Origin of the sequence: Couchioplanes caeruleus, from assembly GCF_003751945.1 — a bacterium.
Taxonomy (GTDB): domain Bacteria; phylum Actinomycetota; class Actinomycetes; order Mycobacteriales; family Micromonosporaceae; genus Actinoplanes; species Actinoplanes caeruleus.
Genome location: NZ_RJKL01000001.1, coordinates 6962501 through 6985394, shown reverse-complemented (window position 1 = coordinate 6985394; position 22894 = coordinate 6962501). Strand labels below are relative to the sequence as shown.

The window sequence follows — 22894 nt, the reverse complement described above, 5'->3', positions numbered from 1 at the left end:
CGGTCTTCCGCCGCGGGTGGGCTCAGGCGAGCACCTCGGCGAGGGACAGGGACTGCATGCCGTGCGCCTCGGCGACCGGGCCGTAGGTGACGTTCCCGGCATGGGTGTTCAGGCCGAGGGCCAGCCCGGCGTCGGCCTTGAGCGCGTCGCGCCAGCCCCGGTTGGCCAGCTCCAGCGCGTACGGCAGGGTGACGTTGGTCAGCGCGTACGTGCTGGTGTGCGGCACCGCGCCGGGCATGTTCGCGACGCAGTAGAACATCGACTCGTGCACCTTGTAGACCGGATCGGCGTGGGTGGTGGGACGCGAGTCCTCGAAGCAGCCACCCTGGTCGATGGCGATGTCGACGAGCACGCTGCCCGGCTTCATCCGCGAGACCAGCTCGTTGGAGATCAGGTTCGGCGCCTTCGCACCGGGGACCAGGACCGCGCCGATCACCAGGTCGGCGTCGATGACGGCCTTCTCGATCTCGTACGCGTTCGACGCGATCGTCTGCAGGTGACCGCGGTAGTCGGCGTCGGCGGCCCGCAGGCGCGCGATGTTCTTGTCCAGCACCAGCACCTCGGCCTGCATGCCGAGGGCGATCGCCGCCGCGTTCATGCCCGATACGCCGGCGCCGATGACGACGACCTTGGCCTGGTAGACGCCCGGGACGCCACCCATGAGCACGCCGCGGCCGCCGCCGGAGCGCATCAGGTGGTAGGAGCCGACCTGGGGCGCGAGCCGCCCGGCGACCTCCGACATCGGGGCGAGCAGGGGCAGCGAGCGGTCGGGCAGCTCGACCGTCTCGTACGCGATGCCGGTGACCTTGCGGTCGATGAGCGCGTCGGTGCACTCCTTCGACGCGGCCAGGTGCAGGTAGGTGAAGAGCACCTGCCCCTCCCGCATGCGCGAGTATTCCTCGGCGATGGGCTCCTTCACCTTGAGCACGAGATCCGCGGTGCCCCACACGTCGTCCGCGCCGGCCAGGATCGTGGCTCCGGCGGCGACATAGTCGTCGTCCGCGATCGAGGAACCGGCGCCCGCGCCGGCCTGCACGAAGACCTGATGGCCCGCGCGGGTGAACTCGAAGACACCCGCCGGGGTGATCGCCACCCGGAACTCGTTGTTCTTCACTTCGCTCGGAATGCCGACCTTCACGAGTCGACACCGTCCTTTCCGGGGGAGAGACGTCGATGGCTCATACCCGAGACGGGCTGCTGTTGCAGACTACCGTCCCACCAAACGGAAGATACTGCCGATTCGCGGCTCGAAGATCAAGAACTGGTTTTACATAGTGGTCAGCGCGGCGGAGAGCAGCGCGGCCGACGCCAGCGCTCCCGCGACGAGCGCGGCGGCGCCGGTCACGACAGCCGCCCTCACGCTCACCAGCCGCCGCATGACCAGATAGGCCACGACCGCGGCGAGGAACGCCCCGACGGCCAGGTAGAGGATCCCGAAGAAGCTCAGCCCGACGACCAGCCCGATCCCGGCGCCGATCGCCGTCGCCCGGTTCCGGCCGAAGTCGGCGCGCACGACAAGGAAGGTCACCAGGCCGCAGACGAGTGCGAGGACAGCCGCGATCGCAATGAGAATATCCACGGCGTGCATGGTGGCACCCGGAAATCGACACGATCGGCGTTCCCGGCGGAACCTGCCCGGTTCCTGCACAAGATCTTCACGGACGGACCGCCGGATCCCGGCGGTCCGTCCGTGGGTACGGGCGTCAGCGCAGCGGCGAAGCTCCGGCCGGGCGCAGGGTGGCCCAGCCGTCGTCGCGGGCGCGGGCCGCGCTGAGCAGTCCGCCCACCGCCGCGGCGTTGGTGATCTCGCCGCGCAGCACCATGGCGACCGCCTCGTCGAGATCCACCCAGCAGATCTCGATGTCGGCCTCCTCGTCCTTGCGGGCGTGCCGCTCCTCCTCCGGCACGGGCGTCAGCTCCCGGGCGAGGAAGATCCGGATCGTCTCCGCGCTGAAGCCCGGCGACGTGTGCAGGTCGACGAGCAGGTCGAAGCGGCGGGCCGTGATGTCGGCCTCCTCGGCGAGCTCGCGCCCCGCGGTGACCACCAGGTCCTCACCCGCGACGTCGCGCAGGCCCGCGGGCAGCTCCCAGAGCTTCTCGCCGACCGGGTGGCGGTACTGCTTGATCAGCACGACCCGGCCGACCTCGTCGAGGGCGACCACCCCGACCGCGTTCTTGTTGACCACCACGTCGCGATGGGCGGTGCCGCCGCCCGACATGGTCACCTCGTCGGTGAAGACCGAGAAGATCGGCCCGGTGTACCGCTCGGTCCGCGACCGCGTCTCGTGCGCGAAGGCGCTCACGACGCTGCCACGGCCGTCTTGTCGCTGTCGGGCTCCGCCGAGGGCGCGACCTCGACGGGCAGCTCGTCGGCGGCTGCGTACGCCACGGCGGCCTTGACGAACGCCGCGAACAGCGGGTGCGCCCGGGTCGGCCGGCTCTTCAGCTCCGGGTGCGCCTGGGTGGCCACGAAGAACGGGTGCGTCTCGCGGTCGAGCTCGATGAACTCCACCAGCCGCCCGTCCGGTGAGGTGCCGGAGAACCGCAGGCCGGCCTTGGAGAGCCGGTCCCGGTACGCGTTGTTCACCTCGTAGCGGTGCCGGTGCCGCTCGGAGATCTCGGTGCTGGCGTACGCCTCGGCGACGACGGAGCCCGCCGTCAGCGCCGCCGGGTACGCCCCCAGCCGCATGGTGCCGCCCAGGTCGCCCTTGCCCGCGACGATGTCCTCCTGGTCCGCCATGGTGGAGATCACCGGGTGCGGCGCGCGCTCGTCGAACTCGAGCGAGTTGGCGCCGTCGAGGCCGGCCAGGTTCCGGGCGGCGTCGATGGTCATGCACTGCAGGCCCAGGCAGAGGCCGAGGATCGGGATGCCGTTCTCCCGCGCGTACCGGGAAGTGTTGATCTTTCCCTCGATGCCGCGGATGCCGAAGCCCCCGGGGATGCAGATGCCGTCGACGCCCTTGAGGGCGGCGGCGGCGCCGGCCATGGTGTCGCAGTCGTCGCTGGGGACCCAGCGCAACTGCACCTTGGCCGTGTTGGCGAAGCCCGCGGCGCGGATCGCCTCGCTCACCGACAGGTACGCGTCCGGCAGGTCGACGTACTTGCCGACCAGCGCCACGGTGATCGTGCGGCGCGGGTGGTGCACGCGCTCCAGCAGGTCGTCCCAGGTGGACCAGTCCACGTCGCGGAACGACAGGCCCAGGCGGCGCACCACGTACGCGTCGAGGCCCTCGCGGTGCAGCACCTTGGGGATGTCGTAGATGCTCGGCGCGTCCGGGGCGGCGACCACGGCCTCGCGGTCGACGTCGCAGTAGAGCGAGAGCTTGTGCTTGAGCTTGTCCGGGATCTCCCGGTCGCTGCGGCAGACCAGCGCGTCCGGCTGGATACCGATGTTGCGCAGCGTGGCGACCGAGTGCTGGGTCGGCTTGGTCTTCAGCTCGCCCGACGGCGCCAGGTACGGCACCAGCGAGACGTGCAGGTAGAAGACGTGGTCCCGGCCGATCTCGTGGCGCACCTGGCGGATCGCCTCGAGGAACGGCAGCGACTCCATGTCGCCGACGGTGCCGCCGACCTCGGTGATGACGACGTCCGGGATCCGGCCGAACTCGTCGGGGGCGGCCATCGCGAAGATGCGCTCCTTGATCTCGTTCGTCACGTGCGGGATGACCTGCACGGTGTCGCCGAGATACTCGCCGCGGCGCTCCTTGGCGATGACGGCCGAGTAGATCTGGCCGGTGGTGACGTTCGCCTTCGCCGACAGCGCCCGGTCGAGGAAGCGCTCGTAGTGGCCGACGTCCAGGTCGGTCTCGGCGCCGTCCTCGGTGACGAACACCTCGCCGTGCTGGAACGGGTTCATCGTGCCGGGATCGACGTTGAGGTAAGGGTCCAGCTTCTGCATGACGACCCGCAGGCCGCGCGCGGTCAGCAAGTTGCCGAGGCTGGAGGCGGTGAGGCCCTTGCCCAGCGAGGAGGCGACGCCTCCGGTGACGAAGATGTGCCGCGTCTCGCGCACTGTTGGTGCCAAGGCCTGCTCCCGTGGTCGGTCAGTTCGGTCGTGCAGACCGGCGCCGATCGTCCTCGACGATCGCGCCATCCACGGGATTTCACAGTAACACCTGCCGCGGCGCTCGCACGTTCGGGCTGCTCGGCGCGCGTGTCAGCGTACGGTCGCTCCCTCGGTTCCGGATTTGTCCGCCCGCGCGGAGGCCTCGTCGCGGCGCAGTGACAACCCCGGCCCGCCGGGGCCGTCCGTCTCGCCCTCCGGGCGGGTGCGGTCGGCGGCGTGCGCCAGCACCCGCAGCGTGGTGAGGACGAACAGCGGGACGGCGATGGCGGCGGCCGCCCCGGCGACCGCGAAGGCCGCTCCCCCGAGAATCCCGGCGAGCACGACCGTGACCGTGGTGCCGGCCAGGGCGGCCCGCAGCGCCGGGTGCAGGCCGAAGACCCGGTTGAGCCCGCCCCACGGGGAGAACTGGCTGAAGGCCAGCATGAGGGCCCCGACCAGGGCCAGGATCGTTAACGAGCTGTCCAGGGCGTGGCCGCTGGACGTCGCCGCGCGCTGGATGGCCGGGCCGGCCGTGCCGTCGAGCAGCGCGGCCAGGAACCGCCCGACGCTGCCCTGCTCCAGGGGCGGACGGCGCAGGTCGAGCACGGCGAAGCCGATGGTGACGGCCAACCCGGCCACGGTGGACCAGGCGATGCGCGGGAAGGTGAGCCAGCCGCCGGTGCTGATCGCGGCCGCCACGCACACCCCGGCGGTCACGGCGATCGCCCCGGTCGGGTCCGCGCCCAGGTACGGGCTGCCCACCATGATCACGGCGAAGCCGCCGACGAGCACGACGATCACGGGACGCCAGGGGCGGCGTACCCACTGGGCGGCACAGCCGGCGACGACCAGCGCGCCCGCCACGAAGACGCCGAGCCCGACGCTGCCGACCCCGGCGTAGCGGGCACCCTCGATGGCCGAATAGCCGGCCACGCCGTTGAGCTGCAACTGCGCGCCGGTCAGCAGGTCCACGCCGACGACCGCCACGGCGGAGGCCCCGACCAGGCCCATCGGCCACAACGTCCGCGCGAACCGAGGGGCGGACCGCACGGCGGCCGTGCCGATCGCCGTCACCGCGAGGGCGAGCAGCGCGAACGCGATGCCCGGGCGCCCGGCTCGCCACCAGGGGAAGGCGTCGGCCAGCAGCGCCGCCGGGATGGCCAGGGCGGCGGCGATCAGCAGCAGTTCCACCCCGAGCATCAGCATCCGCGGCGGCGCCGCCGGTCCGGTGGGGCCGACATGCCGCCGGCCCCGCATCATCAGCGGCACCACGAGCAGGAAGATCGCCATCTGTACGGCGGCCAGCCCGGTGAAGAACGTGTCCGTGATGCCGAGCTGGACGCCGGCCCGCCGGTTCGCGTCATGGCTGCCGAGCATCGAATCGTCCGGCGACGCCGGACGACCCTGCACGGTGCTGGCGGTACGCCCGTTGAACAGCTTCTCCGGCGCCGGCTTCCCCAGCGCGGTGAGGATCGTCGGGGCCAGGTCGACCAGTTGCAGGTAGCCGTCGCGGCCGGTGCCGGCGGAGGTCAGCCAGCCGCCCTGCCAGCCGGGCCCCTCGGCGATGGCCACGTGCAGCCGCGAGTAGGTGTCGGTGTCCGAGACGCCGGCGATCACCATGAGCGAGCGCTCCGGGCGGGCGGCCAGCACGCGGGCCAGGGCGGCGTCGGCCTCGGCCACCCGCTGCCGGCGCGCCGCGCCGGAACCGGTGATCGTGCCGAGGTCGACCACGCTCAGCACGCACTGCGTGAACAGGCTCCGCGGGTCGTCCGGCAGCGCCGGGACGTACCGGTCGACGCGGCCGTACGGCCGGGCGGCGGCGACGGCCGCGCCGGGTCCCACGGCGACGGTGCAGCGCACCGACTCGGCGAGCGCGCCGGGCACCGCGCCGTAGGGCTGGCGGTCGGCGTTGGCCCGTACCACCCCGCTGAGCTCGGGCAGGTTGGCGCCGATGCCGTCGGGCTGCTCCAGGGCCGGGGCCAGCGTCGGGCACTGGCCGGCGACGCGGCCCGCGTTCCAGACCGCGTAGTTGCCCGCGCCCAGGGTCAGCCAGCCGTCGGCGGGGCAGGTGGCGTGGTGCGCCGAGCGTACGGACAGCCAGCCGACGGATCCCCGGGTCGCCTCCTGCCACAGGGCCGGCGTCCGCCGCGGGTCCAGGTCGTCCCAGCGCAGCCCGGCCGCCCCGGCGACGATCACGTAGTCGGCGCTGTCCCCGGGCACCCCGGTGGGCGGGCGCACCGCCAGCCCGGCGAGGCTCGCCGCCGCGGTCAGCACCACCAGCAGGTACGGCACCCAGCCCCGGCCGCGCCGCGAGCGCGACGGCGGCGCGGAATCCGGCCGGCTGCCGCGGCGCACCGCGGCCAGCAGGCGGCGCAGCACCGTCACCCCTGGCCCGCCGGAACCTGGGTGACCGAGGCGTAGGCCCGCAGCACGTCGACGATGGTGTCCTGCTCCGTCGGCCAGCGGGCGGCCTGCCGGGGACCGCGGGCGGCATAGTCGGCACGCCGGGCCGGATCGGCGATCATCTCCCGCACGGCCCGGTCGAGCGCGTCCACGTCACCGGGCGGTATGAGCACCGCGGCGTCGCCCACCAGGCCGGGCAGCCCACCCACCGCCGTGGTGATCAGCGGTACGCCCGCGCGCAGTGCCTCCTGGGCGAACAACTGCCGGGCCTCCCAGTCGCTGGTGACCACGGCGAGGTCGGCGCCGGCGAGCAGGTCGGGCACGTCGGTGCGGTGCCCGAGAAGCTGGACCCGGGCGTGCAGTTCCGAGGCGCGCTGGGCCAGCATCATGTAGCTGGGCCCGCTGCCCGCGACGACGGTCAGCGGCGCGGGATCGAGCTCGCGCCACCGGGCCGCGGCCTCCACCAGCACGTCGTAGCGCTTCTGCGGGTGCAGCCGGCCCACGGAGAGGATCAGCGGCACGTCCGGGGCGACGCGGAACTCGGCGCGGACCGCGGTGCGGCTGCGCTTCGGCGCGCCACCGACCGGCGCGGCGACCGCACCGAGCCGGGCGTTGCGCGCCCCGAGCGACTCGGCGCGCGCGACCAGATCCTCAGAGGCACCCAGCGTCAGCGCGGCGGAACGGGCCACGATCCGCTCGACCAGTGCGGAGGCGCTGCCCCGCAGGCCCCGGGCCAGGACGACGTTGTGCCAGGTGACGACCAGCGGCGCGGTCGGACGGGCGAGGGCGGCGACGAACGCGGCCCGCAGGCCGTGTGCGTGCACCACGCCGAGCTCGCGCCCGGTCAGCGCCCGGCGCAGCGCGCGGATCGCGCCCGAGTCCTGCGGGCCCGGGTTCGCCGAGATCTCGACCGGGGCGAACCCGGCCCCGGCCGCGGAGAAGCCGAACAGCTCGTCGGTGGCGGCGGGACCGCAGACCAGCACCCCGCACCCGGCCGCGAGCAGCCCGCGCGCGAGCGAGGAGACGTGCTGGCCGACCCCGCCGGTGCTGGAGCCCAGCACCAGCGCGACCGTGCCCTGCCACGGTGCCGCCTGCGCCGCGTCCGTCACGTGCGATCCCTCCCGGTGAACTTCGAGACCAGCGATCGGAGGCCGTGGCGGTCGAGCGGATACACCACGGCGGCGAACACGACCGCGACCACGACCCCGCCCAGCATGCCCTCCAGAACGCTGCCCCACACTCCCGGGGTGCCGCCGATCGCCTGTCGCACACCCTCGGCGGCGCCCCACCCGGCGAAGCCGGCCGCGACCGCCGCCACGATACCCACCACGCTCACGCGAAGCAGTCCGGAAAGCGCCTCTGGGCCGGCGTGGCGGCGTACGCCCAGCACCAGCAGCAGTCCGATGACGGACATGCCGATGGTGCTGGCGGCGCCGAGCCCGGCCACCTCGTGCCGCTCGGCGAGCCGTGCGGAGAACACGATCGCGGCGAGCGCGGCGATTCCCCATCCGACGGCGGTGGCGGCCGCCGCGGCGGCCGTTGCGCCGCGGGCGTAGAGGGCACGGGAGAGCAGCGCGAAGAGGGCGTAGCCGAGCAGTCCCGGAGCGAACGCGACGATGCCCGGCGCTGCGGCGGGCGCGTCGATCAGGCGCGCCGCCGGCCAGGCCACGGCGCCGAGCGCGGCCGCGCCGAGGCAGGCCAGCAGGACCACCGACCGTGCGGTCCGGGCCAGCGAGGCGGTGTACTCCGCCTCGTCGCCGCGGGAGGCGGCCGCGGCCAGGCCCGGATACACCGCGGTCGCCAGCGGGACGGCGAGAACCGCCCAGGGCAGCAGGAACACGGTCTGCGCGGCGTTGAACACCACCAGCGGGCCGTCGACGGCCAGGATGGTGACGGTCGACACCATGATCTGCTGAGCCCCGACGGTGACCGCGCCGGCCCATCCCAGCCGCAGCGCCAGCCGCCCCTCGTTCCCGGGGAAGCCCCAGACGGGCCGCCAGTGCAGCCGCAGCCTGCGCAGCGGGATGAGCAGGCACAGCGCCAGCACCACCACGCCCAGGGTGGTGCCGCCGGCCAGGATCAGCTCCCCGGTGCCGCTCAGCCCGGCGAAGTCGCTGCGGGCACCGTCGACGACGGCATAGCTCAGGTACGCCCCCATCACCGTGACACTGGACAGCAGCGGGGCGATCACCGGCCACGCGAAGCGGTGGTGGGCCTGAAGCACGCCGGTGAGCACGATGCCGACGCCGTAGAGCGGGAGCTGCGGCGCGAAGATCCGCAGCATCCGCGCGGCCACCTCCTGACCCTCGGCCGGGACGGCGAACAGCCCCGCGATCGGGCCGGCGAGCACGGCGACCAGGACCGCCAACGGCACCATCAGCAGCAGGACCCGGGTGAGCAGCGCCGAGGCGACGGCGCCGACCCGCTCCCGGTCGCCCGCCTCGACCGCCCCGGCGATCAGCGGCACCACGAGGCTGGCCAGGGCGCCACCCGCGACGAGCTCGAAGACGATGTTGGGGATGGAGTTGGCAGCGGTGTAGACGTTGGCGAGCCCGTCCTTGCCGACCGTCCGCAGGAAGACGAACATACGGCCGAAGCCGGCGATCCGGGCGAGGATCGTCAGGACCGCGATGACGGTGGCGGCACCCGCCACCCCCGCGCGGATGCGGGCCGAGGTCACGGAGCCCGGCGGCCGAGCGCGTCGAATTCGCGCAGCCCCGGCGTGTCCTGGATGACCCGCGTGAAGCTGACCTTCTCGCTGGCCGCGGTCAGCCCGGCGAGCACCGCGAGCGCCAGCGCCCGCCCGGCCGGTCCGGTCCGAGCGGCCAGAGCGACGCCGAGCAGGGCGCCGAGGGCGTTGGCGCCCGCGTCGCCGAGCATGATCTCCTCGCCGAGGTCGGCGGGCAGCAGACCCACGCCCGCGCCCAGCGTGCCGGCGGTCAGCGCCCCGCCGCGGCCGGCGACCAGCGGCGTGCCGATGACGGTGGCGGCCTTGATCGCCCGGCCGGGACGCAGGTCGAGCAGGTTGAGCAGGTTCGCCGTGCCCGCGACGACCCCGGCGCCCAGCAGCACGTCGGCCGTGCGGCGCACCGCACCGGCCCGCTGCCGTGCCGGGTGGGCGCGCACGCTCGGGTCGCGGGCCAGCAGGGCGGCGGCGGCCAGCCCGGCCGCGCCCACGCCGGCGATCTTGACGAGGCCGCTGGTGACCCGCCCCTCGCGCAGCGCGCCCAGGTGGCCCCGGAAGCCCTTGGCGGACTTCTGCTCCGGGCGGTTGCCGACGACGTCGTCGTAGAAGCCGACCGCTCCGCCGGTCACCCCTGCGGTGATCGCGGCCGCGGCGGCGACGGCGCTGGGCGCGCCCGCGGCGGCGCCCAGGGTGGCACCGGCCGCCAGCGCGGGCCCACCCGCCAGCGAGACCGTGCGGCCGTGGAAGTTGGTGCGGTCCAGCTCGCCGGAGCGCGGATCCCGGCGGATCCAGGCCAGCGCGGCCCGGGCGGCGAGCGCACCGAGGCCGGACGACGTCATCCTGCTGGCCATGCGTCTGCTCTCCTGACTCGCGGGGCCGCTCCCGCGGCGGCCGACCGCTGAGTCTAGGACTTGCCCGCGCGGAACCGGCCCGCGACTCTCGGGCGGGCCGCGGCGTCAGCTCGCGGCTTTGGGGACCCGGGAGGCGCCGTTCAGGCCGTACTGACCGACCTTGCCGGCCGCGATCCGCTCGATCGCGGTCAGGGCGGTCGCGAGCTGCCCCTGGGCGGTGCTCGCGTTGTCCACCGTGGAGACCTTCGTGACCAGCGTCGGATCGCCACGCACCTCGGCGACGAGGTTGCCGTCCTGGGTGCCGTTGCCCGCCACCACCAGGGGCCGGTTGTTGACGAACTGGTTGGTCAGGGTGACCGCGTTCTGGTTCTTCTTGCCCGCCTCCCGATCGACGGGCGGCAGGCCGGACACGACCACGGTCGCCTCCGCGCCCGGCACTATGTCGTCGGTCACTCCGAGATAGCCCAGTGTCGTGTACGCGGACAGCACCGCGGTCAGGTCCTGCTCGGCGACGGCGTCCGTCTTCAGCAGCAGCGCCCGGGCGAGCAGGGCGCTGGCGGTCTCCACGGCGTCGATGTTGTGCGGCAGTCCCTCGATGGAGACCGTCGGGCGGGGCGCCTTCTCGGTCAGCTCGAGCAACTCGGTGGCGTTCGCCGGGTCGAGGAACTTGTCCTGCACCGTCACCTGGCCGGTGATCGTGGCACCGGTGGCCTTCAGCATCGAGGTCACGCCCTCGGCGTGGTCCTTGCCGCTGGGCAGCACCACGACGACGATCTTGCGACCGGCGAGCTTGCCGCCGAGCAGCGCCGGGGCCACCTCGGTGGCGAACTCCTCGCTGCGGTTGAGCTCCTCGCGATACTGGTTGGCCTGCTCGCGGTAGTTGCTGTTGTCCTTGCTCAGCGCGTCGACGCGGTCCTTGAGGAGGTCGGCCGCCGGCCCGTTGAGCGCGGCGGTGCCCACCACCAGCCCGATGGCGAGCGCGAGGAAGACCGCGGTGAGCGACACCACGTGGTACCGGAAATTGATCACACCAAAGCCTCTTGGTCCGTATCGCCGATCAGAAAAGCTGTCCTAACTGGAAGACCAGATTGTTCCACCACTCGGACATCACGGACAGGTAGGCCTTCCCCACGGTCGACACGGCCACCGCCGAGGTCATCGCCGCGATCGCGGAGAGCACCAGCAGCAGCAGCGCCGAACCGGAGATGTTCTGCTTGTAGAGGCGGCTGACCCCCTTGGCGTCGACCAGCTTGCCGCCGACCTTGAGCCGGGTCAGGAAGGTCGAGGCCATGCCACCGCGTCCCTTGTCGAGGAACTCGACAAGGTTGGCGTGGGTGCCGACGGCGACGATCAGGGAGGCGCCCTTCTCGTCGGCGAGCAGCATGGCGAGGTCCTCGCTGGTGGCCGCCGCGGGGAAGGTGGTGGCCGCCACGCCGAGCCCGTGCACCCGGGCGAGACCGGGCGCCCGCCCGTCCGGATAGGCGTGCACGATGACCTCGGCGCCGCAGCGCAGCACGTCGTCGGTGACCGAGTCCATGTCGCCGATGATCATGTCTGGGGTGTAGCCGGACTCGACCAGCGCGTCGGCGCCGCCGTCGACCCCGATCAGCACCGGCTTGAACTCCCGGATGTACGGGCGCAGCACGTCCAGGTCGGCCTTGTAGTCGTAGCCGCGCACGACGATGAGCACGTGCCGCCCGGCGATGCGGGTCTCCACATCCGGCACGCCGACGCCGTCGAGCAGCAGGTCGCGCTCCTGCTTGAGGTAGTCCATGGTGTTCGCGGCGAACGCCTCGAGCTGCACCGACAGCCCCTCGCGGGCGTCGGCCATCGCCTTGGCGACGCTTTCGGCGTCCTGGCGCAGGCCGGAGGCCACGGTCTCGCCGCCGAGCAGCACCGTGTCGTTGTCGAGGCTGACCACGTCACCCTCGCTGATCCGGTCGAAGATCTCCTCGCCGAGGTTGTCGATGAGCACGATCCCGGCCTGGACCAGCACCTCGGGGCCCAGGTTCGGATAGCGCCCGGAGATCGACGGCTTGACGTTGAGCACGGCCGCGACGCCGACGGCGACCAGCGAGTCGGCGGCGACCCGGTCGATGTCGACGTGGTCGATGACGGCGATGTCACCGGGGCGCAACCGGCCGACCAGACGCTTGGTCCGGCGGTCGAGACGAGCGGTGCCGGCTACAGCCCCGGGTTCGACGCTCCGGGTCCGGCGCAAGGTGGGAAGTCGCATCCCGGCCATCCTGACATGCCCGATCGACCCGCTCGTACGCGACATGCACAAGGTCACCCCGGGAAAGGGGCAAATCACCCGCCGTGCTTCTCCCGCTCCGCCACCGCCAGCAGCTCCTCCGCGTGCGCGATGCCCAGGTCGGAATCGGGCAGGCCGGCGAGCATCCGGGCCAGCTCGCGGGCCCTCTCGGTCTCCTCGACGATCCGGACGCCGCTGGTCGTGATCGCGCCACCGGTGTCCTTGGCCACGACCAGATGCCGGTCGGCGAACGCGGCCACCTGGGGCAGGTGGGTGACGACCAGCACCTGGTGGGTGCGGGCCAGCCGGGCCAGCCGGCGCCCGATCTCCACGGCCGCCTGGCCGCCCACGCCGGCGTCGACCTCGTCGAAGACCAGCGTCGGCGGGCCGCCCGCCCCGGCGAAGACCACCTCGATCGCCAGCATGACGCGCGACAACTCGCCGCCGGATGCGCCCTTCTGCAACGGCAGCGCGGGGGCACCGGGATGCGCGATCAGGCGCAGCTCGATCTCGTCGGCGCCGTCCGGCCCCACCGCGAGTCCGTCGATGGAGGGCTCGTCGCGCCCGGCGCCACGCGGCAACACCGCGATCTCCACCCGGGAGTGCGGCATCGCCAGGCCGGCGAGCTCGACGCTGACCTGGGCGGCGAAGCGCCCGGCGGCCTCGGCCCGGGCGGCGGTCAGCCGTGCGGCCAGCTCGGCGACGTGCCCGGCGAGACGCGCCCGCTCCTTGTCGAGCTCCTCCAGCAGCTCGTCAGAGGTGTCCAGGGCGGCGAGGCGCGTGCGGGCGTGGTCGGCCCAGGCGATGACCCCGTCGACGTCGTCGGCGTACTTGCGGGTCAGCGCCCGCAGCGCGGCGCGGCGCTCATAGATCGCCTCCAGCCGCGCCGGGTCGGCGTCGAGCCGGTCGAGATAGGCCGACAGCTCGGCGGACACGTCGCCGACCAGCGTGGCCGCCTCCTCCACCCGGGCGGCGAGCTCGCTCAGCGCCGGGTCCACCCCGGACTGCGCCTCCAGGGTCCGCCGGGCGGTGCCCAGCAACTGCGTCGCGTCCGGGGTCTCGTCGGCCGCCTCCACGCCACCGGCCAGGGCCTGTGCCGCCAGCGCCGCGGCCGTCCGCAGGCCCTCGGCGTGCTCCAGCCGCTGCACCTCGGCGCGCAGCTCATCGTCCTCGCCCGGCTGCGGGTCCACCCGGCTGATCTCGTCGAGACCGAGCTTGAGCAGATCGGCCTCCTGGCTGCGCTCCCGGGCGTGCCGGCGCCGGTCGGCGAGGTCGTCGACCACCGCCCGCCACTGCGTGTAGCCCTGGCGGTAGGTCTCCAGCAGCTTCTCGTGCTCAGGGCCGGCGTAGCGGTCCAGCGCGGCGCGCTGCTCGGCCGGGCGCAGCAGGCGCAACTGGTCGGACTGCCCGTGCACCGCGACGACCTGCTCGCCCACCTCGCCGAGCATCGCGACCGGCATGCCCCGCCCGCCGACGTGCGCCCGCGAGCGGCCCTCGATCGTCACCGTGCGGCTCAACAGCACCGAGCCGTCGTCGTCGACCTCCGCGCCCGCATCGACGATGCGCGCCTGCACCGCGCCGGCGAGGTGCCCCTCGAGGCGCAGCCGGCCCTCGACGACCGCCCGGCCCGGGTCGGCGCGCACCCGCCCGGCGTCGGCCCGGCCGCCGAAGAGCAACCCCAGCCCGGTCACGACCATCGTCTTGCCCGCGCCGGTCTCACCGGTGATGGCGTTCATGCCCGTGGTCAGCCTCAGCGTCGTGTCGTCGATGACGCCGAGCCCGGTGATCCGCAGTTCCTCCAGCACAGGGCGAACAGTATCGGTGCCCACCGACAATTGCCCACTGAGCCCCCGGACAGGAAAACCAAGATCAAATACAGGAAGGCCCGCTCATCAGCGTCGATTACCGCGCCACCCCTCCACGGGCAGGTGGAACTTCGCCACCAGGGTGTCGGTGAACGGCCGCGGCTTGAGGCGTACCAGCCGCACCGGGAGCTGCCCGCGCTCGACCGTGACCTGCGCGCCCGGCGGCAGGTCCCAGGTCCGCCGCCCGTCGCAGCACAGCACCGCGAACGACGTGTACGGGTCCACGGTGATCACAAACGTCGAGGTCGGCGCGGTGACGATCGGCTTGCTGAACAACGCGTGCGCGCTGATCGGCACGAGCAGCAGCGCCTCCACCTCCGGCCACACGACCGGGCCGCCGGCGGAGAACGCGTACGCCGTCGAGCCGGTCGGTGTGGCACACACGACACCGTCGCAGCCGTAGCGCGACAGCGGGCGCCCGTCGACGTCGACGAGCAGTTCGAGCATCTGCGCGCGCTGGCCCTTCTCGACACTCACCTCGTTGAGCGCCCAGGAGTCGGCGATCAGGCGGCCGTCGTACTCGGCGCGCACGTCGAGGGTGAGGCGTTCGTCCACGGTGTAGTCGCCGTCGACGATGTCGCGCACGGTCTGGTCGATGTTCTGCAGCTCGGCCTCGGCGAGGAAGCCCACCTTGCCCAGGTTGATGCCGAGCAGCGGCGCCTTCGCCGGGCGCGCCAGCTCGGCGGCGCGCAGGAAGGTGCCGTCCCCGCCGAGCGCGAAGACGATCTCCGCGCCCTCGGCCGCGGAGGGGTCGTCGACCGGCGTGACGCCGGGTGGCAACTCGAGGTCGTCCACTTCCTCGGCGATGACCCGTACCTCGAAACCGGCGGCGACGAGGTCCCGGGCGACGGCCTGGGCCTGCTGGGTGCTCTGCCGCCGGCCGGTGTGGGTCACCAGCAGTGCCGAGCGGGTCATGCGTCCTCCAACGGGGGCGAATCCGGCATCGTCGCCGGCCCGCCGGACGTTACCGCGCCGGTGGGCCCGGCAGCGACCACGGCGTGCACCCGGTCGGCGTCCGCGGGTGGGGCGCCGCGCCGGAACCACACGAAGAACTCCACGTTGCCGCTGGGCCCCGGCAGCGGGCTCGCGGCCACGGAGGCGACGCCCAGACCCAGCTCGGCGGCCGCCGCGGCCACGTCGAGGACCGCCTCGGCCCGCAGCGCGGGATCGCGCACCACCCCGCCGGAACCGACCCGATCCTTGCCGACCTCGAACTGCGGTTTGACCATCAGCGCCAGATCGCCGTCCTCGGCGGTGCAGGCGCTCAGGGCGGGCAGCACCAACCGCAGCGAGATGAAGGACAGGTCGGCCACGGTCAACGCCACCTGGCCGCCCAGCATGTCGGGCGTCAAGGTCCGGACGTTGGTCCGTTCCATCACCGTCACGCGCTCGTCGGTACGCAGCGGCCACGCGAGCTGGCCGTATCCGACGTCGACCGCGTACACGTGCGCGGCGCCCCCACGCAGCAGCACGTCGGTGAACCCACCGGTGGAGGCGCCGGCGTCGAGGCATCGCCGGCCGCGCACCACCAGCTCGGGAAAGGCCTTGAGCGCCCCGGCCAGCTTGTGGCTGCCCCGCGAGACGTACTCGTCGGCGGGATCCTCGCCGGTGACCACCACCGGGTCCGCGGGGTCGATCATGGTGGCGACCTTGGCCGCCACGCTGCCGCGGACCTGGACCCGCCCGGCCGCGACGAGCGCGGCGGCCTGCTCCCGGGAACGGGCCAGCTTGCGGCGGACGAGCTCGGCGTCGAGACGCGCGCGGCGGGCCATCAGTGCACAACCTTCTTACGGGTACGGCTCATCAGCGGTCGATGCTCGCCAGAGTCTCCTGGAGCACCTGGTGCGCGGCCTCGTACTCGGCGATCTGGTCGGCCGGCGCGAGCGTGGCGGCGTTGGCGAGCGACCGCAACACCGCGTCGACGGCCGGGTGGCCGGTCGACTCCGAGCCGTCGAGCAGCCCCGGGGTCACCTCCGCCCGCGGCGGCGGGGCCGCCTGCTGACCGGGCGGCGGCCCGGGCCGGAATCCTCCGCCGGGCGGCGGGCCCGGCCGGAAACCACCGGGCGGCGGGCCGGGGCGCGGGGGCTGGTGCGGATACGTCACGGCGTGACCTCCGGCGTCGCGGTGTCGGTGCCGGTCATCTTCTGGGCCGGCGCGCTCTTCTCCGGGCCTGCCTTCGCCTCGCTGCTCTTGCGGGGAGCGGCCTTCGCTGAGGCGCTCTTGCCGGGAGCGGCCTTCGCCGGGCCGCCCTTCGCGGGGATGGTCTTCGCCGGGCTGCTCTTCGTCGGCGTGCTCTTCGCCGGGCTGCTCTTCGACGGCGTGCTCTTCGACGGCGGAAGCACCGTCTCGGCGGCGGCGGCCTTCACCGCGGCGGTCGGCGCGGCGGCGGTTCCGGCGGGCTCGGTGGTGGGTGCGGTGGCCTTGGCAGCCTTGCGCGCCGCCTTCGCCACCTGCGTCGCCTTGGCCGGCACGGCCTTCTCCGGCGCGGCGGTCGCCGGCCCGGCGGTCGCCGGCGTCGCCTTGGCCCGCCCGCCCGCAATCTTCGCCGGCCCGGCCTTGGGCACCCCGGACTTGGATGGCGTGGCCTTGGACGGTCCGGCCTTTGCCGGCACGGCCTTTGCCGGCACGGCCTTTGCCGGTGCGGCCTTTGCCGGTGCGGCCTTTGCCGGTGCGGTCGTCGCGGGGGTCGCCTTCTTCGCCGCCTTGCGGGCGGAGGCGGCAGGAGTCGCGGCGGCCGGCATCGCGTTGGGGGTGGGGGGCTTGACCGCCTTCTTCGCGACCGGCTTGACCGTGCCCTTGCTGGCCGGCGGCACCACGGAGACCGGGCCGGGCTCGGCGATGGTCACGTCGGCCGCCGCGTCGTCCCCAGCCGCCGCGTCGGCGCGCGCACGGGCGGCTTTGAGCTGCTTCTCGAGGTCGCGTACCCGCGCGGTCAGGTCCGAGACCTCGTCGGCGGTGGCCAGGCCGACCAGCCCGAGCGCCCGGTCCACCTCGTAGCGCACGATGTTGGTCAGCGCGTCGCGGTTGGCCATGCCCGTCGACAGCAGGTCCTCGACCAGGCCCTGGAGCTGTCCCGCCGTGGCGCCGCCCTTGTTCAGCAGTTCACCGGCAACCTTCTGCGCCTTCTTGCGCGGTGCCTCCGTCAAGCCGAGCGCCATCTCCAGATACGCCCGCCATGCGTCCTGCATGAGCCTCTCCCCTCGCGCTCGCGCCACGATCGTGCTGCTGTCACGCTACCGGGCATACCCGGTCCGCCCGTCGGGTACCGTGCGGAACGACATCGGGTGTCGCGGAAGGAGGGCCGCAGTGGCCAGCGTGGACGAGTGCCGTGAGGCGTTGCATCAGCTCGCGGCCCGACTCGACGCCGACGCCGAGACCGGCGGCAAGCTCGATCTCGACCGCACCCTCGCCTGCCGGGTTCCGGATCTGGAGACGGCCTTCCACGGCCGGCTCACCGGCGGACGCCTGGTCGGCATCGCCGACGGCGACGATCCCAAGGCCAAGATCGCTCTGACCGCCGCCAGCGACGACCTGATCGCGCTGGTGACCGGCAAGCTGGACGCGACCCGGGCGATCGCCTCCCGGCAGGTGCAGGTCAGGGCCAATCCGTTCGACCTGCTGAAGCTCCGCAAGCTCCTGTAGAGCGGCGGGCCGGCCCGGCCGGGCCGGCACCTGCCTAACCCAGCCACTCCTTGAGCAGCCCGGCCGCTTCGTCGGAGCCGGCCCGCGGCGCGCCGCCGTCCCACACGCACCCGGCCACCAGCCGCAACGCGTCCACCGGCGCGCCCGCACCCTCGAGCCGCCCGTCCGCCAGCCGCCACCCGCCCGCCTCGCCACCACCGGCGGGGATGCGGGCAGCCTCGGCAGCGCCGAACAACCCGGAAAGGTCGGTGCACACGTACGTCGGCCGGCGCGACGCGGGCGCCGCGATCAGATCGGCCGGTCCGCTCACCCCGGTGAGGACGAGCACGCTGTCCATCCCGGCGCCGACCGCACCCTCGATGTCCGTGTCGAGCCGGTCGCCGACGACCAGCGGACGCCGCGACCCCGCCAGCGACGCCGCGGTGTCGAAGAGGGCCGGGGCGGGCTTGCCCACGACCACGTCAGGATCCCGGTCCAGGGCCGTGCGCAGCACCGACACCAGCGAACCGTTGCCGGGAAGCGGGCCACGCGGGCTCGGCAGCGTACGGTCGGTGTTGGTCGCCATCCACAGCGCCCCCGCACGGACGGCGAGCGACGCCTCGGCAAGGAGCCTCCAGCCGACGTCGGGCCCGTAGCCCTGCACGACCGCGACCGGTGCGTCGTCGGCGCGCTCGACCGGGACGAGCCCGGCCTCGCGCACCTCGGCCCGCAGCGCGTCGGCCCCCACGACCAGCACGGGTGCACCGGCCGGAAGCCGGTCGGCCAGCATGGCCGCGGCGGCGCCGGCCGAGGTCAGCACCTCGCCGGACGCCGCCGGCACGCCCATCCCGGTGAGCAGCGCGGCGACGTCCGCCGCGCGCCGCGAGGCGTTGTTCGTCGCGTACGCGACCGCGGTCCCGGCATCCCGCAACCGCTCGATCGCCTCGGCGGCGCCGTCGATCGGCTTGTCGATGAGATACACGACGCCGTCCAGATCGAAGACGACGAGGTCGTACCCGCCGGCGAGCGAAGCGGTCATGCCCGGTCGCCCGTCACCCGCGACTCGTCGTCGAGTTCCTCGCGTCCCTCACCGGTCCCGTCGGCCGCGTCGTCACCGTCGGTCTTGTCCGCGGGCAGCTCATCGCCGGCCGCATCCTCGGCCGCCTCGACCCGGGCGGCGTCGTCCACGCCCCCACGGTGGGCGGGCACGTCGTCGTCCTCGTCGAGGTCGTCGAGGTCCGCGGCCACCTCACGCTCGTCGTCCTCGTCGTCCTCGTCGTCCTCGTCGTCCTCGTCGAGGTCGTCATCGTCGAGGTCGTCATCGTCCCCGTCGAGGTCGTCATCGGCGGCGTCGAGGTCGTCATCGGCGGCGTCGGCGTCGCGGGCCTCAGCGTCCTGGTCCGCCTCGGCGTCGTCGCTGTCGTCGTCCTCGTCACCCTCGATGGTGACGCCGTCGAGCTCCAGCAACCGCTCCGCGGCATCGGTCAGATCGTCCTCGTCGGCGGACGCGGCCCGCGAGAACCACTCTCGCGCCTCCTCGCGCCGCCCGGCCGCGAGCAGCGCGTCGGCGTACGCATACCGCAGCCGTGCCGCCCACTCGGCGGTGTCGTCCGAGGTCAGCTCCTTGACCTGGAGCATGGCCACGGCGGCGTCGTGCTGGCTCAGGTCGCCGCGCGCCCCGGCCGCCACGATCAGCAGCTCGATCGCGCCGGCCTTGTCGAGCGCCTCCCGGTCGGCGCCGCGGAACAGATCGATCGCCCGTTCCGGGCGCCCCAGGGCGCGCTCGCAGTCGGCCAGCTCGGCCAGGTGGGTCTGCCGCCCCGTCATCCGATGGTACGTCCGCAGCTCGGCGATGGCGGTCGTCCAGTCCCCGGCGGCGTACGCGGCCAGCCCGACGGCCTCCCGCACCACGGCGATCCGCGAGGCGAGCCGTCGCGCCGCGATCGCGTGCTGAAGCGCCAGCTCGGAGTCCTCGTCGATGATCGTCCCCGCGGCGACGAGATGCCGGGCGACCCGGTCGGCGGTGTCCCGCGACAGGCTCAGCAGCTCGGCACGCACCTCCTTGTCGAGGTCGCTCGCCGCGATGTCCTCCGGGATGTCCGGCGTCTGGAAGGCGGGCTGCTCGTCCCGGCCCAGCTCACGAGGGGACTGCTCGTCCCGCGGCCCCCGCTCGAACCGAGGTCCACGGTCGTCGCGGGCCCCCCGCTCGTCGCGCGGCCCCCGGTCGTAACGCGGCCGGTCCTCCCGCGGTCCCCGGTCGTCCCGGAATCCACGGTCCGCACGGGGCCGGTCGAAGCGCGGCCGGTCGTCACGGGGTCCACGGTCGTCACGGCGGAAGCCCCCGTCACGCGGGCCCCGGTCGCCCTGCGGCCGGTCACCCTGAGGCCGGTCGCTGCGGAAACCACCGGTCCGGTTGCCCGGCCGGTCTCCGCCCTGGAAGCCACCGCGGTCACGGTCGCCACCACGGAAACCGCCCCGGTCGCCGCCACCCTGGTAACCACCACGGTCGCGGTCGCCGCCGCGGTCGCCACCCTGGAAGCTGCCCCGCGGACTGCCCTCGGTCCGGTCCCCGCGGAATCCACCCCGGTCGCCGCCACCCTGGTAACCACCACGGTCACGGTCGCCACCACGGAAACCGCCCCGGTCGCCACCACCCTGGTAACCACCACGGTCACGGTCGCCACCACGGAAACCACCGCGGTCACCGCCACCCTGGTAACCACCACGGTCACGGTCGCCACCACGGAAGCCGCCGCCCTGAGGCCGGTCGCCACCACGGAAACCACCCCGGTCACCACCGCCCTGGTAACCACCACGGTCACGGTCGCCACCACGGAAGCCGCCGCCCTGAGGCCGGTCGCCACCACGGAAACCACCCCGGTCACCACCGCCCTGATAACCACCACGGTCACGGTCGCCACCACGGAAGCCGCCGCCCTGAGGCCGGTCGCCACCACGGAAACCACCCCGGTCACCACCACCCTGATAACCACCACGGTCACGGTCGCCACCACGGAAGCCGCCGCCCTGAGGCCGGTCGCCACCACGGAAACCACCCCGGTCACCACCACCCTGATAACCACCACGATCGCGGTCACCGCCACGGAAGCCGCCGCCCTGAGGCCGGTCGCCACCACGGAAACCACCCCGGTCACCACCACCCTGATAACCACCGCCCTGAGGCCGGTCGCCACCACGGAAACCACCCCGGTCACCGCCACCCTGATAACCACCACGATCGCGGTCACCGCCACGGAAGCCGCCGCCCTGAGGCCGGTCGCCACCACGGAAACCACCGCGGTCACCGCCACCCTGATAACCACCACGGTCACGGTCGCCGCCACGGAAACCGCCCCGGTCACCGCCACCCTGCGGGGCGCCGCGGTCGGGGCCGCGGAAGCCACCGCGGTCGCCACCACGGTCGCGGTCTCCGCCACGGAAGCCGCCGCGGTCCGAGCCGCGGCCGCCCTGATAACCGCCGCGGTCACCCTGGTAGCCGGGTCGGCTGCCCTGGTAGCCGCCACGGTCGCGGCTGCCGCTGTCGCGGCGGGGGGCGCCCCCGTCTCCCCGGTCACCGCGGGGGCTTCCGTCGGAGCCACCGTCGCGATCCCGGCGGGGCCGGCTCTCGTCGTCGCGGTTGCCGCCGTCCTGCGGTCCTGGGTTCACGGGTCAAATCCTTCCGATTTCGGCGGTGCCGCGCGGTTGGGCGGTCGCCGGAGCACTTCACATACAGGGGTATAACGGGTACACGTCGGTCCGGCACGGACCGCGACGCACATCGGCCCGTCGCGGGCGCGTCCGTACCACGCTACAAGGCACCGGACACGCAAAAGCAGTCGAGGGCCAACCCCCGTAGGGGATGGCCCTCGACTGTACGTTAAGTCCGGCGGCGTCCTACTCTCCCACACCCTCCCGAGTGCAGTACCATCGGCGCTGGAGGGCTTAGCTTCCGGGTTCGGAATGAGACCGGGCGTTTCCCCTCCGCTATAACCACCGAAACATCTATCAGCGGAAACAACCTCTTCACCAGCAACCCCCTGGAATATCACCCAGGGGGGTGAGGGGTGGTTGTTTGCTGTGAATCACACAGTGGACGCATAGAGTATCAAATATGATGTGGTTAAGCCCTCGGCCTATTAGTACCGGTCAACTGAACCAGTTACCTGGCTTACATTTCCGGCCTATCAACCCAGTCGTCTAGCTGGGGGCCTTACCCACTCAAGGTGGTGGGATACCTCATCTCGAAGCGAGCTTCCCGCTTAGATGCTTTCAGCGGTTATCCCTTCCGAACGTAGCTAACCAGCCGTGCCCCTGGCGGGACAACTGGCACACCAGAGGTTCGTCCGTCCCGGTCCTCTCGTACTAGGGACAGCCCTTCTCAAGTATCCAACGCGCACGGCGGATAGGGACCGAACTGTCTCACGACGTTCTAAACCCAGCTCGCGTACCGCTTTAATGGGCGAACAGCCCAACCCTTGGGACCTGCTACAGCCCCAGGATGCGACGAGCCGACATCGAGGTGCCAAACCATCCCGTCGATATGGACTCTTGGGGAAGATCAGCCTGTTATCCCCGGGGTACCTTTTATCCGTTGAGCGACACCGCTTCCACACGCAAGTGCCGGATCACTAGTCCCGACTTTCGTCCCTGCTCGACCTGTCAGTCTCACAGTCAAGCTCCCTTATGTACTTACACTCAACACCTGATTGCCAACCAGGCTGAGGGAACCTTTGGGCGCCTCCGTTACCTTTTAGGAGGCAACCGCCCCAGTTAAACTACCCACCAGACACTGTCCCTCGACCCGATCAGGGCCGCAAGTTAGATACCCAAATCCAACAGAGTGGTATTTCAAGATTGCCTCCACCCGAACTGGCGTCCGAGCTTCACCGGCTCCCACCTATCCTACACAATTACATTCGGATACCAATGTCAAGCTATAGTAAAGGTCCCGGGGTCTTTCCGTCCTGCCGCGCGTAACGAGCATCTTTACTCGTACTGCAATTTCGCCGGGCCTGTGGTTGAGACAGTGGGGAAGTCGTTACGCCATTCGTGCAGGTCGGAACTTACCCGACAAGGAATTTCGCTACCTTAGGATGGTTATAGTTACCACCGCCGTTTACTGGCGCTTAAGTTCTCCGCTTCGCCCCGAAGAGCTAACAGGTCCCCTTA

The 22894-nt window shown here is 72.6% G+C and carries 19 protein-coding genes and 2 rRNA genes (1 of these 21 only partly in view); 2 read left to right on the top strand and 19 right to left on the bottom strand.

The genetic code is table 11. The annotated features are described in order from the left end of the window. Positions 1-22 precede the first annotated feature (22 nt). From ald to EDD30_RS42135, 15 genes are all read right to left on the bottom strand, one after another. A complete protein-coding gene (gene ald / locus EDD30_RS31415) occupies positions 23-1138 on the bottom strand; it encodes an alanine dehydrogenase (protein WP_071806247.1) in 1116 nt (371 codons plus the stop codon). A 129-nt stretch (positions 1139-1267) separates the two neighbouring features. Next, a complete protein-coding gene (locus EDD30_RS31410; protein ID WP_143162725.1) occupies positions 1268-1579 on the bottom strand; it encodes a hypothetical protein in 312 nt (103 codons plus the stop codon). A gap of 124 nt (positions 1580-1703) precedes the next feature. Next, the gene (locus tag EDD30_RS31405) at positions 1704-2303 is read right to left on the bottom strand and encodes an NUDIX domain-containing protein (RefSeq protein WP_071806249.1); all 600 of its coding nucleotides are present in this window, start codon (positions 2301-2303) and stop codon (positions 1704-1706) included. Then, on the bottom strand, positions 2300-4024 hold the full coding sequence (locus EDD30_RS31400) for a CTP synthase (protein ID WP_071806250.1): 1725 nt from the start codon (positions 4022-4024) through the stop codon (positions 2300-2302). Before EDD30_RS31400 ends, EDD30_RS31405 begins: the two co-directional genes overlap by 4 nt. Before the next feature lie 132 nt (positions 4025-4156). Further along, positions 4157-6430 carry a hypothetical protein gene (locus EDD30_RS31395; protein ID WP_244945468.1) on the bottom strand — a complete coding sequence of 758 codons (2274 nt, stop codon included), beginning with the start codon at positions 6428-6430 and terminating at the stop codon, positions 4157-4159. Then, a complete protein-coding gene (locus tag EDD30_RS31390) occupies positions 6427-7557 on the bottom strand; it encodes a glycosyltransferase family 4 protein (RefSeq protein WP_071806251.1) in 1131 nt (376 codons plus the stop codon). The genes EDD30_RS31395 and EDD30_RS31390 overlap by 4 nt, the downstream gene beginning before the upstream one ends. Beyond that, complete coding sequence (gene murJ, locus EDD30_RS31385) at positions 7554-9128, bottom strand: murein biosynthesis integral membrane protein MurJ (RefSeq protein WP_071806252.1); 1575 nt, start codon at positions 9126-9128, stop codon at positions 7554-7556. Before murJ ends, EDD30_RS31390 begins: the two co-directional genes overlap by 4 nt. Beyond that, positions 9125-9985, bottom strand: a complete 861-nt coding sequence (locus EDD30_RS31380) for a hypothetical protein (RefSeq protein WP_071806253.1) — start codon at positions 9983-9985, stop codon at positions 9125-9127. The genes murJ and EDD30_RS31380 overlap by 4 nt, the downstream gene beginning before the upstream one ends. A gap of 105 nt (positions 9986-10090) precedes the next feature. Next, entirely contained in the window at positions 10091-11014 is a 924-nt protein-coding gene (locus tag EDD30_RS31375) for a copper transporter (RefSeq protein ID WP_071806254.1), read from the bottom strand. A gap of 28 nt (positions 11015-11042) precedes the next feature. Further along, positions 11043-12221 (bottom strand): putative cytokinetic ring protein SteA, encoded by a 1179-nt coding sequence (steA, locus tag EDD30_RS31370; RefSeq protein WP_071806255.1) that lies wholly within the window; start codon positions 12219-12221, stop codon positions 11043-11045. A 74-nt stretch (positions 12222-12295) separates the two neighbouring features. Then, positions 12296-14044: a DNA repair protein RecN gene (recN, locus tag EDD30_RS31365; RefSeq protein WP_071806256.1), complete on the bottom strand. Its 1749-nt coding sequence runs from the start codon at positions 14042-14044 to the stop codon at positions 12296-12298. An 87-nt stretch (positions 14045-14131) separates the two neighbouring features. Next, complete coding sequence (locus EDD30_RS31360) at positions 14132-15019, bottom strand: NAD kinase (protein ID WP_071806257.1); 888 nt, start codon at positions 15017-15019, stop codon at positions 14132-14134. After that, positions 15016-15876: a TlyA family RNA methyltransferase gene (locus EDD30_RS31355; protein WP_071806258.1), complete on the bottom strand. Its 861-nt coding sequence runs from the start codon at positions 15874-15876 to the stop codon at positions 15016-15018. Before EDD30_RS31355 ends, EDD30_RS31360 begins: the two co-directional genes overlap by 4 nt. 31 nt (positions 15877-15907) lie before the next feature. After that, positions 15908-16207: a hypothetical protein gene (locus EDD30_RS38485; protein WP_071806259.1), complete on the bottom strand. Its 300-nt coding sequence runs from the start codon at positions 16205-16207 to the stop codon at positions 15908-15910. Then, positions 16204-17292 (bottom strand): phasin family protein, encoded by a 1089-nt coding sequence (locus EDD30_RS42135; RefSeq protein WP_071806260.1) that lies wholly within the window; start codon positions 17290-17292, stop codon positions 16204-16206. Before EDD30_RS42135 ends, EDD30_RS38485 begins: the two co-directional genes overlap by 4 nt. A gap of 118 nt (positions 17293-17410) precedes the next feature. On the opposite strand from EDD30_RS42135, the gene EDD30_RS31345 reads away from it, so the two are divergent. Then, positions 17411-17746, top strand: a complete 336-nt coding sequence (locus tag EDD30_RS31345) for an SCP2 sterol-binding domain-containing protein (protein WP_071806261.1) — start codon at positions 17411-17413, stop codon at positions 17744-17746. A gap of 34 nt (positions 17747-17780) precedes the next feature. Here the strand turns inward: EDD30_RS31345 and EDD30_RS31340 are convergent, their stop codons facing one another. Beyond that, on the bottom strand, positions 17781-18764 hold the full coding sequence (locus EDD30_RS31340; protein ID WP_123678606.1) for an HAD-IIA family hydrolase: 984 nt from the start codon (positions 18762-18764) through the stop codon (positions 17781-17783). After that, positions 18761-19783, bottom strand: a complete 1023-nt coding sequence (locus EDD30_RS41045) for a Replicase polyprotein 1ab (RefSeq protein ID WP_244945467.1) — start codon at positions 19781-19783, stop codon at positions 18761-18763. The genes EDD30_RS31340 and EDD30_RS41045 overlap by 4 nt, the downstream gene beginning before the upstream one ends. On the opposite strand from EDD30_RS41045, the gene EDD30_RS39400 reads away from it, so the two are divergent. Further along, a complete protein-coding gene (locus EDD30_RS39400) occupies positions 19727-21466 on the top strand; it encodes a hypothetical protein (RefSeq protein ID WP_170208292.1) in 1740 nt (579 codons plus the stop codon). The genes EDD30_RS41045 and EDD30_RS39400 overlap by 57 nt on opposite strands. Before the next feature lie 140 nt (positions 21467-21606). Here EDD30_RS39400 and rrf read toward each other — a convergent pair. Continuing rightward, a 5S ribosomal RNA gene (gene rrf / locus EDD30_RS31325) occupies positions 21607-21723 on the bottom strand. Positions 21724-21841: 118 nt separating this feature from the next. Beyond that, positions 21842-22894 (bottom strand): 23S ribosomal RNA (locus EDD30_RS31320) (it continues 2056 nt past the right edge of the window).

Coding starts and splice junctions, on each gene's coding strand:
- EDD30_RS31380 (WP_071806253.1), bottom strand. CDS start 9,985: ATGGCCAGCAGGATGACGTCGTCCGGCCTCGGTGCGCTCGCCGCCCGG.
- steA (WP_071806255.1), bottom strand. CDS start 12,221: ATGCGACTTCCCACCTTGCGCCGGACCCGGAGCGTCGAACCCGGGGCT.
- EDD30_RS31360 (WP_071806257.1), bottom strand. CDS start 15,019: ATGACCCGCTCGGCACTGCTGGTGACCCACACCGGCCGGCGGCAGAGC.
- EDD30_RS31355 (WP_071806258.1), bottom strand. CDS start 15,876: ATGGCCCGCCGCGCGCGTCTCGACGCCGAGCTCGTCCGCCGCAAGCTG.
- EDD30_RS42135 (WP_071806260.1), bottom strand. CDS start 17,292: ATGCAGGACGCATGGCGGGCGTATCTGGAGATGGCGCTCGGCTTGACG.
- EDD30_RS31340 (WP_123678606.1), bottom strand. CDS start 18,764: ATGACCGCTTCGCTCGCCGGCGGGTACGACCTCGTCGTCTTCGATCTG.
- EDD30_RS39400 (WP_170208292.1), top strand. CDS start 19,727: ATGCCGGGCGACCCGGTCGGCGGTGTCCCGCGACAGGCTCAGCAGCTC.